This window comes from Priestia sp. JNUCC 25, assembly GCF_053667915.1.
In genome coordinates, this window is sequence record NZ_CM132211.1 from 4,748,055 (window position 1) to 4,762,338 (window position 14,284).

General features: G+C 38.0%; 16 protein-coding genes. 4 read left to right on the plus strand and 12 right to left on the minus strand.

Annotation, left to right across the window (positions count from 1 at the left end; translation table 11 throughout):
• Positions 1 to 82: 82 nt before the first annotated feature.
• The 5 genes from thrB to yutH form a co-directional block, all read right to left on the minus strand.
• Positions 83 to 997 (minus strand): homoserine kinase, encoded by a 915-nt coding sequence (gene thrB / locus JNUCC25_RS24965; RefSeq protein WP_013059626.1) that lies wholly within the window; start codon positions 995 to 997, stop codon positions 83 to 85.
• Positions 991 to 2,052: a threonine synthase gene (gene thrC / locus JNUCC25_RS24970; RefSeq protein ID WP_025752680.1), complete on the minus strand. Its 1,062-nt coding sequence runs from the start codon at positions 2,050 to 2,052 to the stop codon at positions 991 to 993. The genes thrB and thrC overlap by 7 nt, the downstream gene beginning before the upstream one ends.
• Positions 2,052 to 3,353 carry a homoserine dehydrogenase gene (locus JNUCC25_RS24975; protein ID WP_029319239.1) on the minus strand — a complete coding sequence of 434 codons (1,302 nt, stop codon included), beginning with the start codon at positions 3,351 to 3,353 and terminating at the stop codon, positions 2,052 to 2,054. The genes thrC and JNUCC25_RS24975 overlap by 1 nt, the downstream gene beginning before the upstream one ends.
• Positions 3,354 to 3,594: 241 nt before the next feature.
• Positions 3,595 to 4,584, minus strand: a complete 990-nt coding sequence (locus tag JNUCC25_RS24980; protein WP_013059629.1) for a 2-hydroxyacid dehydrogenase — start codon at positions 4,582 to 4,584, stop codon at positions 3,595 to 3,597.
• Between the two features lie 117 nt (positions 4,585 to 4,701).
• Positions 4,702 to 5,703 (minus strand): spore coat putative kinase YutH, encoded by a 1,002-nt coding sequence (yutH, locus tag JNUCC25_RS24985; protein WP_013059630.1) that lies wholly within the window; start codon positions 5,701 to 5,703, stop codon positions 4,702 to 4,704.
• Positions 5,704 to 5,879: 176 nt separating this feature from the next.
• Here yutH and JNUCC25_RS24990 point away from each other — a divergent pair, with 176 nt between their 5' ends.
• The gene (locus tag JNUCC25_RS24990; protein ID WP_029319243.1) at positions 5,880 to 6,380 is read left to right on the plus strand and encodes a phosphatidylglycerophosphatase A family protein; all 501 of its coding nucleotides are present in this window, start codon (positions 5,880 to 5,882) and stop codon (positions 6,378 to 6,380) included.
• A 36-nt stretch (positions 6,381 to 6,416) separates the two neighbouring features.
• On the opposite strand, the gene JNUCC25_RS24995 is transcribed toward JNUCC25_RS24990, so the two are convergent.
• Entirely contained in the window at positions 6,417 to 7,187 is a 771-nt protein-coding gene (locus tag JNUCC25_RS24995) for a TIGR01457 family HAD-type hydrolase (RefSeq protein WP_013059632.1), read from the minus strand.
• Between the two features lie 74 nt (positions 7,188 to 7,261).
• Positions 7,262 to 7,699, minus strand: a complete 438-nt coding sequence (locus JNUCC25_RS25000) for a DUF86 domain-containing protein (RefSeq protein WP_029319246.1) — start codon at positions 7,697 to 7,699, stop codon at positions 7,262 to 7,264.
• Between the two features lie 161 nt (positions 7,700 to 7,860).
• Between JNUCC25_RS25000 and JNUCC25_RS25005 the strand changes: the two genes are divergently transcribed.
• Complete coding sequence (locus JNUCC25_RS25005) at positions 7,861 to 8,127, plus strand: DUF3055 domain-containing protein (protein ID WP_013059634.1); 267 nt, start codon at positions 7,861 to 7,863, stop codon at positions 8,125 to 8,127.
• A gap of 47 nt (positions 8,128 to 8,174) precedes the next feature.
• Here JNUCC25_RS25005 and JNUCC25_RS25010 read toward each other — a convergent pair whose 3' ends face one another.
• Positions 8,175 to 8,450, minus strand: coding sequence for a YutD family protein (locus JNUCC25_RS25010; RefSeq protein ID WP_013059635.1), 276 nt, complete (start codon positions 8,448 to 8,450; stop codon positions 8,175 to 8,177).
• A gap of 196 nt (positions 8,451 to 8,646) precedes the next feature.
• Between JNUCC25_RS25010 and JNUCC25_RS25015 the strand changes: the two genes are divergently transcribed.
• On the plus strand, positions 8,647 to 9,288 hold the full coding sequence (locus tag JNUCC25_RS25015; RefSeq protein WP_013059636.1) for a YhcN/YlaJ family sporulation lipoprotein: 642 nt from the start codon (positions 8,647 to 8,649) through the stop codon (positions 9,286 to 9,288).
• A 38-nt stretch (positions 9,289 to 9,326) separates the two neighbouring features.
• Here JNUCC25_RS25015 and lipA read toward each other — a convergent pair whose 3' ends face one another.
• Positions 9,327 to 10,226 carry a lipoyl synthase gene (gene lipA / locus JNUCC25_RS25020; protein WP_013059637.1) on the minus strand — a complete coding sequence of 300 codons (900 nt, stop codon included), beginning with the start codon at positions 10,224 to 10,226 and terminating at the stop codon, positions 9,327 to 9,329.
• A 316-nt stretch (positions 10,227 to 10,542) separates the two neighbouring features.
• Here lipA and JNUCC25_RS25025 point away from each other — a divergent pair, with 316 nt between their 5' ends.
• Positions 10,543 to 11,544, plus strand: coding sequence for a M23 family metallopeptidase (locus JNUCC25_RS25025; RefSeq protein WP_013059638.1), 1,002 nt, complete (start codon positions 10,543 to 10,545; stop codon positions 11,542 to 11,544).
• A gap of 30 nt (positions 11,545 to 11,574) precedes the next feature.
• Here JNUCC25_RS25025 and JNUCC25_RS25030 read toward each other — a convergent pair whose 3' ends face one another.
• From JNUCC25_RS25030 to yunB, 3 genes are all read right to left on the minus strand, one after another.
• Positions 11,575 to 11,691 (minus strand): methionine/alanine import family NSS transporter small subunit, encoded by a 117-nt coding sequence (locus JNUCC25_RS25030; RefSeq protein WP_107918137.1) that lies wholly within the window; start codon positions 11,689 to 11,691, stop codon positions 11,575 to 11,577.
• Complete coding sequence (locus tag JNUCC25_RS25035) at positions 11,691 to 13,205, minus strand: sodium-dependent transporter (protein WP_454222583.1); 1,515 nt, start codon at positions 13,203 to 13,205, stop codon at positions 11,691 to 11,693. Before JNUCC25_RS25035 ends, JNUCC25_RS25030 begins: the two co-directional genes overlap by 1 nt.
• Before the next feature lie 249 nt (positions 13,206 to 13,454).
• Positions 13,455 to 14,207, minus strand: a complete 753-nt coding sequence (gene yunB, locus JNUCC25_RS25040) for a sporulation protein YunB (RefSeq protein ID WP_013059640.1) — start codon at positions 14,205 to 14,207, stop codon at positions 13,455 to 13,457.
• Between the last annotated feature and the right edge of the window lie 77 nt (positions 14,208 to 14,284).

The window sequence follows — 14,284 nt, forward strand, 5'->3', positions numbered from 1 at the left end:
GATTTTATTATAAAAGCAACCTCCCATTTTATTGGGGCTTGCGAATGAAAAATCCTCATTCAAATGAATGAGGATTTTTTTATTAACTCGTTGTGACTTCAGCTTCTACAAATACACCTTTGCGATCAATTTGTAAAACATCTATTTCGCAGTTCGGCAGTAAAGCATACATATGTTCAGCAATCGCTTTTCCTTTTCCTTTTGGTGCTAAACATAATACACTCGGACCGGCTCCGCTTAGTGACACACCGTATGCGCCGAGAGCTTTTGCTTCTTTTCGCACAAGAGAAAGCTCTGGCACGAGCCTCATACGATAAGGTTCGTGATATAAATCTTTCTCCATAAATTCGCCTACCAGAGGTAAATCTTTATTTAACAGGGCCGCTACTAGCATGTTCCCTATTGCCCCAGCTTCTACTGCGTGGCGATAATTAATATCCGAAGGCAGCACATCACGAGCATCGGTTGTTTTTAATTCATATTCTGGAATAGCCATCACGATATCGACATCAAATTCAGGTATTTGAGCAATATATGTTTCATTTTCATGATGGTAACCAACAACGATTCCGCCGTAAATAGACGGGCTGACGTTATCGGGATGTCCTTCCATTAAGCTGCTGATGCGAAGCTTTTCTCTTTTTGATAAACGCAAGTCACACAGTACATTAGCCAGCTCGATTCCAGCTACGATAGCCGATGCGCTGCTTCCAAGTCCCCTTGCTAATGGAATGTTGCTCCAAACAGAGACCTTCGCACTTGGAAGATCAATGTTAAATTGACGAGCCACGTCTTGTGCCACTTCATACATTAAGTTATCTGTACCTGTAGGAATACTTTGCACTTCTTTCGTTTCAGGGATAAAAATCCATTCCTCATGACGCTCTACTGTTAATCTTAAGTAACGAGATAAAGCGACTCCAATGGAATCAAATCCTGGCCCTAAATTAGCAGAGCTAGCTGGGACCGTAATGACAAAACGCTCATTTTCTAGCATGAAGCAACGACACCTTGGATATACTCAAATACCTTTTCTTCATCATTTGGTAAAACCACTGGCTTTACATTATGAGCATCGATTGCTACGTTTGGATCTTTTAATCCGTTACCTGTTAATACAGCTACAACCGTTGAACCCTTTGCAATTTTACCAGAAGCTACATCTTTAAACACACCAGCTATTGAAGCGCAAGAACCTGGCTCTGCAAATACACCTTCTTTGCGTGCAATTGTACGATATGCTTCTAAGATTTGTTCATCTGTTACTTCATCAATTTTTCCGTTTGATTCTTTTGCTGCGTTTACAGCATAATCCCAGCTTGCTGGATTTCCGATTCGAATAGCCGTTGCAATTGTTTCTGGATTTTCGATAACTTGATTACGCACGATCGCGGCTGCACCTTCTGCTTCAAACCCGTGCATGTGAGGAAGAGACGTTTGGTGACGCTCACTGTATTCTTTGAATCCTTTCCAGTAAGCTGTAATATTCCCTGCATTCCCCACTGGGATAGCTAAAACGTCAGGCGCTTTTCCAAGCTGTTCACAAATCTCGAAAGAAGCTGTTTTTTGCCCTTCAATACGATATGGGTTTACAGAGTTTACAAGTGCAACCGGTGATGTTTCACTCAGCTTACGAACCATAGAAAGTGCTTGGTCAAAGTTTCCTTCAATTGCTACAATTTCTGCACCATACATAACAGCTTGAGCTAATTTCCCCATCGCAATTTTTCCATTTGGAATAACAACGATACAGCGCATGCCAGCGCGTGATGCATAAGCTGCTGCAGCTGCGGATGTGTTACCTGTAGATGCACAAATAACCGTATTGCTTCCTTCTTCTTTGGCTTTTGCTACAGCCATTACCATTCCGCGGTCTTTAAATGACCCCGTTGGATTTAACCCTTCTACTTTCACATGTAAATCAATGCCTAGCTCTTTTGATAAATGAGCAAGATGAATTAAAGGTGTATTTCCTTCATGTAGTGTAAGCATAGGTGTTTTCTCTGTTACAGGTAAAAACTCTTTATATTCAGCTAATAGACCTTTCCACATCATACTGTGCCAACTCCCTCTACGCGGTAACTGCTTTTTACATTTTCTACAATTGGTAAATCCCGAAGCTGCTGAAGGATTTCCTCATAATCTTTTTGAGATGTTTTGTGTGTAACAACAACAATCTCAGCTAATTCGCTTCCTTTCACAGGAAGTTGAATAATTTTTTCGAAGCTCACGCCACGCTCTGAAAATAGTGTTGTTAATTTTGCAAATGCTCCAACTTGATCTTTAACATGAATACGTAAGAAATGCTTCGAGAACATTTCATCTTCTGCTTTTAACTGTTTTGGATACTGAGGCGTTACCGCACTTTTACCATTCACACCTAAACGCATGTTTTTCATAACACCTACTAAATCTGATACGACAGCAGTGGCAGTTGGCAGGCTTCCTGCCCCCGGTCCATAAAACATCGTTTCTCCAACAGCTTCTCCGTATACATATACAGCATTGTACTCATCGCTTACTGAAGCAAGAGGATGTGTGTCTGCTAAAAGAGTTGGCTGAACACTAACTTCTACATTGTCGCCATCACGATGTGCATATCCAATCAGTTTCATCGTATAGCCTAATTGTTTACTATATTGCAAGTCTTCTTCCGTTACTTCTGTAATACCTTGAACACGAACATCGTCCAAGTCAATTTTCATTGAAAATCCTAGTGTAGCCAAGATTGCCATTTTGCGAGCAGCATCTAAACCACCTACGTCAGAAGTGGGATCCGCTTCAGCATATCCTAAATCCTGCGCTTCTTTTAACACTTCATCATAAGCGCTTCCTTCTTTTGTCATTTTCGTTAAAATGAAGTTTGTTGTACCATTTACAATTCCCATCATTTTGGTAATACGATCAGATGCTAATCCATCTGCTAATCCACGAAGAATTGGAATACCGCCTGCTACACTTGCTTCATAAAATAAATCACAGTTATTTTCAGAAGCTACTGTTAACAATTCTGAGCCGTAAACTGCCATCAAATCTTTGTTTGCCGTTACAACATGCTTTTTATTACGAAGGGCTGTTAAGATATAATCTCTTGTTTCTTCAACGCCACCCATTACTTCAATGACAACGTCAATCTCCGCGTTATGTAAAACGTCTTCAACATTCATTGTTAATTTATCTTCACTGATTTCTACGTCACGTTTCTTATCAATATCTTTAACTACTACTTTTTTAACTTCTACAGGACACCCGACTTGATGACTTAATTTATCCTGATGATTTTCAATAATTTTGACTACTCCGCTTCCTACCGTTCCTAACCCTAATAATCCTACTGAAATACTTTTTGTCATATTCCTCACCTCTGTGTTCTTTCTACGTATACATTTGTTCTCTTATAGAGGACATTATAGACCTTATTTTTCTTTTTTACAAGGTTTACTTGCCATCTTTTCTCGTAAACTCGTTAAAAAAATTGGTATATAAAGATAAATGTAAATTTTTAAAATATTTCATTTTATTATCATAACATGGCTCTCACTGTTTTTTAATAAAAAAAAGACAATTTCACCGAAATGAAATTGCCTTTTTCTGTTATGATTTTTTCGCAAACGCTTCTTTATTTACAATTGTAATGGGAGACTCATTTGTAAGTACTGCTTTAATGTTTTTAACACATAAAGAAATCATTTCCGTGCGCGTTTCGATACTCGCACTGCCGATATGAGGAAGAGCTACAACATTAGGCAATTGAAGAAGAGGGTGAGAAGCAGAAATAGGCTCTTGATCGAATACATCCAAGCCAGCTCCAGCAATTTCCCCGGATTGAACCGCATGTAACAATGCTTGCTCATCAACCACTGCTCCTCTTGAAGCATTAATAAAAATCGCAGTTGTTTTCATCTGTTCAAATGCTGAAGCATTAAATAAATGTTTGGTTTCGTCCGTTAACGGTGTCAAACAAACAACAAAATCAGATCGTTCAAGCAGCTCATTTAACTCACAGTAAACTGCATTGAGCTTTTTTTCTGCTTGAAGGTTGCGGCTTCGATTGTGGTACAAGATTTCCATATCAAAACCTGTAGCACGTTTCCCAAGCGTCTCTCCAATTTTCCCCATTCCAACAATACCTAATGTTTTATGATGAACATCTCTACCCGCTAACAAAAATGGACTCCAGCTTTTCCACTGATTTTCTTTCACATATCCAGCAGCTTCTACTAAACGTCTAGCTACACTCATTAATAAACCAAACGTTAAATCTGCTGTTGTATCAGATAAAACATCGGGGGTATTAGAAACGATAATTCCTCGTTCAGTTGCCGCTTCTACGTCAATATTATCGAATCCGACCGCCAAGTTAGCTACAAGCTTTAAATGAGGAGCTTGCGTAAGCAATTCACTGTCAATACGATCTGAAAGCATTGTTAATAGAGCATGTGCGTGCTTAGCTTTTTCACAAAGCAGCTCATGAGGGACTGCCTCATCTTCTTTATCCCACATTTCCACATTCGCTACTGCCTTTAAAGGTTCGATTAATTCATTCGGTATTTTTCTCGTAATAAATACAAACGGCTTGTCCATATGTACGCCACCTCTTTATCCTTTTTAAACTGCATGCACAAAAACAAAATAGAAAAACAGGTTTGGATTATCCAACACCTATTTTTCTATTTTATCATATTCTATAGTAATCGCTTTTTAATGAATCCATGTTAATTCAGGAATGTGATAACGAGACGTTGAGATACCCACCGACTGGTAAAAGCGCTTCAGAAAAGCTTCGTAGTGAGAAGAATGAGCTAATACTCCTTCCAGCTTCTCATAATACTTTTGTTTTTGCCGCTCATCTTGTACACTGTAATACCCTTCAATGACCTCAAAATAATGAACGGGAAAAAGAAGTCTAGCATATAACAGTCTCCATGAAAAAGAAGAAAGCGGATTTACCTTTTCGTATTCACTTAAAAACTGATGCATGTGCCTTTCATCGACAGCGTATGTTAATAAATATTGTTCCCTTATATATTCAGCTATATCTCTGCTCGGATGATCAAAGACCCAATCTGCTGGGAGCTTGTAAACGTAGTCTTCCCCCCATGTTTTTTGCCCGAACCGATGATGACAAATCGTCGCAGCGTCAACTGAACGAGGCAAATCGTCAATTTCCGTGTCTACTAGGTATTGAATAGCATTTTCCGTTAATCCTAGGTAATAAGGAAAAGTTTCTAAAAAACGTTTTTCCATCTCTTGATTAGGCAAAGCACGTAATCTTCCATACCAAAATTGCTCCATCTGGTCGAGACGCTTCTCCCACATGGACTTCCATTGCCCTAGCCGGTTTGCTTTTTCCACTTCATAAGGAAACAGCCTCCCTTTTTGATGAAAAACAGCTAGCTCGTGCCCAGGTGAAAAGTTGGGGTTTTTCTCTTCCGCAAGACAGCGGCAAATGATAAATTTTTCAGTTTCAGTTTCTGTAATCATTTCACCATTCAAATTAGGCATAAATGTTGCCACATGGCGATCACCTTGGCCCATCAGAAATTGACTCATTTGATATAGTTCATTTAACTCGTCTTGTTCCATTTGCTTTACATTAATGATTGTATATAAAATATCTCGATACTGGAAACCTTCAAATTTACCAACGGGCATAAATTCATTTGGACGTAATCCGTAATGCTCATAAATGGTTTGTATCATTTTAATCCCTCTCTTCATTCATTCAAGAAATTATATGATGGAAAACAACATTACTTGTCATAATATTTACGGAGGATTGAATAGATTAGAAATACACCATTTATAGTTATTTACTCCGGGTTAGTAGTATGAAACAACTTTAGACTTAAAAATATATAGAAAACAGGTGATGATACTTGGAGAAAAAACATACACAAAGTGAGTTAGAAAAAAAAGCAAGAGAATGGTTAATAGAACGCGGCGTGGCTCTTACAGACATTGCTGAACTGGTCTATTACTTGCAAAAAAAGTATCACCCAAACTTAACAATTGAAAACTGTTTATATAACGTTGAGCGCGTCATTTCTAAACGAGAAGTTCAAAATGCTATTTTAACGGGTATTCAACTAGATGTCCTCACAGAAAAAAAAGTGATTGAGCCGCCTCTGTTGGATATTCTTGAGAAAGACGAAGGTTTATACGGTATCGACGAGATTTTAGCATTATCGATTGTAAATGTGTACGGATCAATCGGCTTTACCAATTACGGGTATATTGATAAACAAAAGCCGGGTATTCTAGAACGATTAAACGATAAATCGACTGGAGAGTGCCACACTTTCTTAGATGATTTAGTAGGCGCAATTGCCGCTGCTGCTTCTAGCCGGTTAGCGCACCGGGCTGCCAGTCAAGAATAGGTTAAAAAACAAAAAAAGCTGTCAATTGACAGCTTTTTAAATTCTCTCCATCCACTCTTTTAGTGAATCTACCGTATAAGTTGGCTTTTTCTCATATCCTTCTAGTAACTCTCTTGTTGTTACCCCTGTATGGACTAATAATGTATCTAAGCCTGCATTCATCCCTGCTAAAATATCTGTATCATAGTAATCACCAATCATGATTGTTTCTTCTTTTGGCGTACCGATGACTTCAAGGGCTTGCTCCATAATAATACTTTCTGGTTTGCCAATAAATACTGGATTTGTTTGAGTAGAAACCGTAATAACGGACGTGATAGATCCATTACCAGGCAGTAAGCCTCTTTCAGTAGGAATCGCAATATCTCCGTTCGTTGAAACAAAAAAGGCGCCGTTTCGAACGTTTAAACATGCTTTTGCTAATTTTTCATATGTAATTTCCTGATCCAAACCAACAACTACGAAATCCGTATCTTCCTCTTCAATGGTAAATCCTTTTTCAAGCAGCGCATGTCGGATTCCTTCTCCACCAATTACATAAGCTGAAGCGTTTGCTTTGCGTTCGTGTAAATAATTAGCTGTTGCCTGGCTCGTTGTAAAAACTTGCTCTTCTGTTGCAGGAATGCCAAATGCCTCTAGCTTTTCAGCTACTTTATCGGGCGTTTTTGTAGAGTTGTTTGTTACAAATAAATAAGGAATTCCTTTTTCCTTTAATTTAATAACAAAATCACGCGCCTCGGCAATTAGCTCTGTTCCTTTGTACATTGTTCCGTCTAAATCAATCAAATATCCTTTATATTCCTTCATGTTGTGTGATCTCCTTTCAAGTCTCATACTTGAAATCATAGCTTATTTTTTATACAACTACAACTTGCTTGCCTTTAGTTACGGAAAGCAGACACAGGCCCTAACTCTGTCTCTAGATATGTCCTTACGCGCTCTGAAAATGCTGCCAGTACGTCTTTATGCTGCATCACTTTTTGATAAATATCCTGATGATTAACATCCACATATTCTTGAACAAGGGTTTTACGCAATTGAACGATCTCTTTTAATGGCATTTCTTCCTCTTTTTTAACCACTTTCTCATCAACTAAAATGTCAATGATATCGTCGTAACTGCCTGGATCTCTCATAATAAACCCATCAATCATTGCATTTCCTACATCTAAAACGTTTTCAATTAAAAGGTGTACAATTCTCTCTAATGCCTTTTTCTCTATTTCTGTGTTCCAGCTCGAATGCTCAGCAAACAAGCGAACGTGTTCATCAAAAAAAACAAGCGTGGCTTCTATTTTTTCACGATCTACAAAGTACATATTATTTCCTCCCTAGTTGTCAGCTCTCTATAAATCTTTTTCATAAACAAACGGGGTTCCTGTTCTATTTTATCATGACCCATTATCCATTTGATAAATTCATTTTTGTTTTTGACCTTATTTGATATGATACAAATACAACCTATGAAAGGAGTATACCTATGAGCGAACGCTTTTATCTATATGACGATGTTGTATCTACAAAGACCCGATTTGTCAGCTTTATGGGCGAAAACCAACGATTTGATTTAGCTATTATCCAAACCGACCGTTATTATGGCAAACAAGTTGTTCTTGATATTCAAGGAGGACGCTTTGCCATCATTGGACAAGATGACCTTGAAGAACCAAACTATCTTGAAGAAGTATTTAAATTAAACAGTGAAGACGGTCAGGAACTTCGCGAATTTTTATATGAAATCATCTAAAAAAAAGGCAGCATGAAGGACAATTAGTGTCTTCGGCTTGCCTTTTTTTACTTATGGACTTTTTTTAAGACAAAATACGCACAGCCAAAATTACAATATTCATGTAAATAGTCTTGAAGCGTACTAATCTTCGTATCATACGTTGCCTTTTGATTTCGGTCATCAAAAAAGCCTCGCAGCCGAAGCTGATTGTATCCCCAATCTCCCACAATATAGTCATAGCGGCTCAGCACGTCAATAAAGCGACCTCTAAACGCCTCTTCATTAAATGCCTCGCGCTCATCTTTTAATACTTCATAACAAATATTATTGATACAGACCATTGCTCACACCTCTTCTCTTAAAATTTACCATACCATAATTATGATGATGAAACCATCAATTAACATGAAATTTTTCACGTATAAGCAGCACTCTAATCCTGTAGGAGTTTTATCGGTATACCTACTGATCTTTTATGCTCCACATGAAGGTTCGCCGGTTTACCTGGCGTACGATATTTAACTACAGGAGGTGGAAATGGTGAAGAAATCTATTCTTGGAATCGCTTTGATAACAAGTATTTTAACCATTGGCTGTCAAAATAAAAACACAGCTGAAAATGAAAATTTATCACCAAACAACCCAGATGCCATTAATGTAAACGAGCCTAATCATTATTATAATCCAAATAATAATAGCGGCACAAATTATGGATATGTTCGATACACTAAAAACACAAATGAACAAAATTCCAATATGAACCAAGTAGGAACATTTAATCGAGAAGAAGCAGCCGACAATATTAGTAAACTGAGCACCGCTATACCAAATATTAAGCAAGCCGCTACGCTAGTAACCGATAAAGATGTGCTTGTTGCTTATAAAACAGATGCTAAAAACCGGAATAACGCAGCCGATCAGGTAAAACGTACAGCTATGTCTGTAGTTCCTCGTTATTATCATGTATACGTCTCAGATAATCCGAAACAGATGGACCAAATCGAAAATATCAGTGAAATGAATACGCAAACGAATGATGCTAGAAAACGAATCGATGCTGTTATTCAACAAATGCTGAAATCTCCCCAAGGGCGTAAAATGAACGGCGGAGAAGATGCAAATGGAAGAGAGAAAAACGAATTGAATGAACCGATGACGGACAAAGATATGGTGGAATAAACAAAAAAGGTGATGAGCATATCATCACCTTTTTTACCTTATTTGCTTTCTTGCGCTTTGTTTTTTGCAGCAGCGTTAACTTGCTCATCTGCATGGTAAGAAGAACGTACAAGAGGACCTGCTTCAACATGGCTGAATCCTTTTGATAATGCAATTTCTTTTAGCTCTTCGAACTCATTTGGATGGTAATATTTTTGAACTTTTATGTGCTTTTTAGTTGGCTGTAGATATTGGCCTAGCGTCATAATATCTACATTATTCGCACGCAAATCATCCATCGTTTCAATAATTTCTTCTTTTGTTTCTCCTAGACCAAGCATGATACTTGATTTCGTAGGGATATCCGGCTGCATTTCTTTTGCACGGCGAAGGAACTCAAGAGAACGCTCATATTTAGCACGAGCACGAACACGAGGTGTAAGGCTGCGTACTGTTTCAATATTATGATTTAAAATATCAGGACGTGCGTCCATTACAATACGTAAGTTCTCTTCCACACCGCCCATATCAGAAGGCAATACTTCAATTGTTGTGAATGGATTTTTACGACGAATCGCACGAATTGTTTCAGCTAATACGCTTGCTCCTCCGTCTTTTAAATCATCGCGAGCTACTACTGTAATAACCGCATGTTTTAAGTTCATTAGCTGAACAGAATCCGCTACGCGTTCTGGCTCTTCTAAATCTAATTCTGTTGGTAAACCTGTCTTAACCGCGCAAAAACGACAGGCACGTGTACATACTTCTCCTAAAATCATAAAAGTTGCCGTACGACGAACAGCCCAACACTCATGAATATTCGGACATCTTGCTTCTTCACAAACTGTATGAAGGTTTTTCTCACGCATCATTTTCTTTAAGCCTGTGTAATTTTCGTTTGTGTTTAGCTTAATCTTCAGCCACTCGGGTTTGCGGACATGCTCTTCTTTTGTTGCCATATTATCAACTCCACCAATCTAGAAAATGTCTATAACCTATATGCTTAATTTTAACTACATATTAAAAACATAACTATATGTCACTTTATCATAAAAAAGTGAGATTCGACAAGTTGTCTGCTCTTTATTTTCCTCAGTTTTCTTCTATTTTCCATTCAAATGTGTGCGTTTTCATCCTCCGTATAATTTCCATTTATCTTCTGAATAAAATTCTTTAAAAAAGTTTTGAAGCGATTTCCATTAATTAATATTTATGAAATCTTTTTTCTCGCTGCAAACTAGTATTACACACTATTTTTAGAAAGGGGGAAACACGATGCGCAAAACGATTATCTTACTTTTTATGTTCATGTCTATATTCACAGGATGGCACCACGTAACAGCTGAATCATCAGCAGATCAAGAAAAAATACTTATTCAAAAGAGATTAGAGCTGTATAAACAAATGGAAGCCGCTACTACGATTCCTTGGTATTACTTTGCAGGGATTGACCAGTATGAACGAAATATTCGACGCTCCCATAAAGATATTCCAAGAGAAAAAGGCTCGATCGCCATTTACTATCCTCCAGAAAAATGGTCAGGTTCTTTAAATCCGAATTTGGAAGATACAAACCCACTTACTATTTCTCTGCTCGGGGGAATGGGCAAAGATGGGAACGGAGACAAAAAAGCAGACCAATTTAATGATGAAGATATGCTTTTTACAATGGCAGATTATATTCGGACGTTCGGGGTGTCCGAAGACTATATTAAAATTGCGCTTTGGAACTATTATCACCGGGCTAAAGCAGTTGATATTATTTTAGGGAATGCCAAAATTTTTCGCCATTACGGTCGCATTGATTTAAAAGGTTCTTCATTTCCGGTGCCTCTCCGTGCGAACTACAGTTACAGGAGTACATGGGGAGATGCGCGCGGCTGGGGTGGCAAACGAATTCATGAAGGAACAGACATTTTTGCAGATTACGGAGTTCCAGTAAAATCCCCTTGCTATGGCATTATTGAGCTTAAAGGATGGAATAAATATGGAGGCTGGCGAATCGGTATTCGTGACCTTCACAATAACTATCACTATTTAGCTCATTTAAGCGGATTTGCAAAAAATTTAAAAGTAGGACAAATTGTAGAACCAGGAACACTCATTGGCGGAGTAGGAAGTTCCGGTTATGGACCTCCTGGAACTTCTGGGAAATTCCCTCCTCACTTGCACTATGGAATGTATAAAGATAACGGCAAAAATGAGTGGTCGTTTGACCCATATCCTCAGTTAAGAACGTGGGAACGAAATGATCGTTTAGAACTAAAGAAAAAATAAAAAAACAGGAAGCTGATGCTTCCTGTTTTTTTATCCTGATGCTTTACTTTCTTTTGCTTTTTTCACAGCATGAGCAATACTTGCTGCCAAGCCGCCCCATATGATGACCATCCCTACAACCATCATTGTCATTGAACTTCCATCCATTATTTAGAAACCTCCTTCTCTTTAACTGACAAACGAAGCGTCCCATCTTCCCATCGTGCAAAAGAAAAAGCAATTCCCAAAATAACAGCAAGAGCTGCCACACCCCAACCAAAAGGACCTACAAAAGTCGTTGCATACTGTTCGTAATTTTCCGAAATATTTTTCCGGAAGTTATCAAACATCATGTATCCAAGTACAAGTGGTGTAACTACTCCTAAACATATTTTCCACCATGAACCGATTCGGATATCAGAAACTTCGTTTGCATGCTGCTGAAGGCTGCTCAACTGCTTAAATACCCAAGCAACTAATACAACTTCTACTAAGCCTGCTAGAGCAACTCCGAAGTTATTAATAAAATAGTCGACCACATCTAAGAAATAAAGTCCTCCTTGTGTTGCAAATAATAGCGAGCAAATTGAAGCGATTCCTCCACCTATTAATACAGATTTTGTACGTGAGATAGTAAATTTATCTTGAATGCCTGCTACGAAGGTTTCAATAATTGAAATAAGTGACGTTAATCCTGCTAATGTTAAGGAAGCAAAGAATAACATTCCAAACAGCTGTTTAAACGCTGGAAATTCATTAATAATTTGCGGGAAAACTACAAAGGCTAGTCCTACCCCTCCCTGAACTACTTTATCGATTGGGATACCTTGCTGAGTAGCCATAAAACCTAGTGCGCTAAATACACCGATTCCTGCTAGTAATTCAAACGCTGAATTACCAAATCCAGTAATAAACGCATTATTAGTTAAATCAGATTTCTTTGGAAGGTAACTGGAATAAGTGATCATAATAGCAAAACCAACAGATAAACTAAAGAAAATTTGACCATATGCTGCGATCCAAACCTTTCCGTCTCCAATTGCGCTCCAGTTTGGTTTAAAAAAAGCATGCAGACCTTCCATTGCTCCGTCTAACGTAACTGCTCGAATGACAATGATTAAAAATAGAATAATTAGCGTTGGTAGAAAGATTTTGTTTGCGGCTTCAATTCCTTTTTTGATTCCTTTCAATAAGACACCTAATGTCACAATCCATACAAGTACAAGCGGAATTAAAACGTGTAATACGAGGCTTCCTGTTTGTCCTGGTGCTTCAGCTAACTTTAAGTAATCTCCATATAAAAACGCTTCCGTATCGTTTCCCCAGCTTAACTTAAATGAAAAGATAAAATACGACATTGCCCACGCGATAATGACGGAATAGTAAACCGAAATAAAAAAGGAAATAGCTACTTGCCACCAGCCTAGCCATTCAGCCTTGGGGCTTATTCTTGCTAATGATAAAGGAGAGGAACCTTTATATTTATGTCCAATAGCAAATTCCATGATTAAGATAGGAATTCCTGCTGTCAACAAAGCAAATAAGTAGGGGAGAAAAAATGCCCCTCCTCCATTTTCATATGCAGTGGCTGGAAATCTCCATATATTCCCTAGTCCAATTGCTGAACCTGCTGCTGCTAAAATAAACCCTGCTCTTGATCCCCACTGCGGCCTATTTTCCACTGTAATTCCCCCTCTTTTCCTCTCCCTACTCTCTTTTTATCATAGATCAACGATAATTTTTATAATTTTTAGATTATTCTTTCTATAACTTCCTATCTCAAATTATAGAAGGGAGAAGATAGTATGTCAAAATATTTTTTTATAGAAAATTCAGACAAACTTTCCAATGAATAAAAGCAGATATGAAAGTATTTTTGAACTTCCGCACCTGCTTTTTAAACAACACTTTATCACGTTAATATAATATTGTTAATTTTTCTTCGGAAGTTCAATTGCCGGAGAAGATGAATTTCCACCGTTAAAATAATCAGGAACATTTCCAGGGATAACAGTTCCTCCTACAGGAATTGTAGCCGTAACGGTTGTTTTTCTCGTTGCAAACGGGATAATGATTTGCATGTTTACTTTTACTTTGATGGATACTTCAAGAAACGCATTATTTATTCCATATTCCTCGATTTTTCGCACTACGTCTGTTTGAACGTCACCAATAGCATGAAATTTAACCGGAATCAGCGGACCTAGATTTCCAAGCAGCGCATTATTAGTTGCTTGCCCAAGAGGAACTTGGTATACAATTCCTTGATTGCGCAGCTTTTCATTTTTTTCAATACGAATATCTGTTGGAAGTTCAAGTGCATCTAAATTCCCTTTCTCTGCCTCTTTTAAATTAGCTTGAACAAATGACGTAGTCTGAGCTCTAACCCGATTTACAAGCGCTGTGTCAATTTTGGCTACTTGACCGTTAGGTGTAGATTCAACTTTAATAACATCTACGTCCAGTTGATCAAGTACCTGTTTATTCACCGCTTTATTAATAACTAAAGTTGCAATCTCTTTTGTTTGTGCTTCAGCATATTTCATTAACGTCGGTTCAATCCCTCTATTAATTAGCCATAATCCTACCCCTGTGGAAAGCATAAAAAAAAGAAAGGTGAGCAACAGAACGTAGCGAAAAGGAAGCGGGCCTTTTCTTGTTAATTTCCGACGAAGTTTAACCAAAAAAAATCCCTCCTTACAAGCTATATGTATGCATGTATAAGGAGGTTCACGCTTCTTTTAAAAAGTTTTATCTTAAA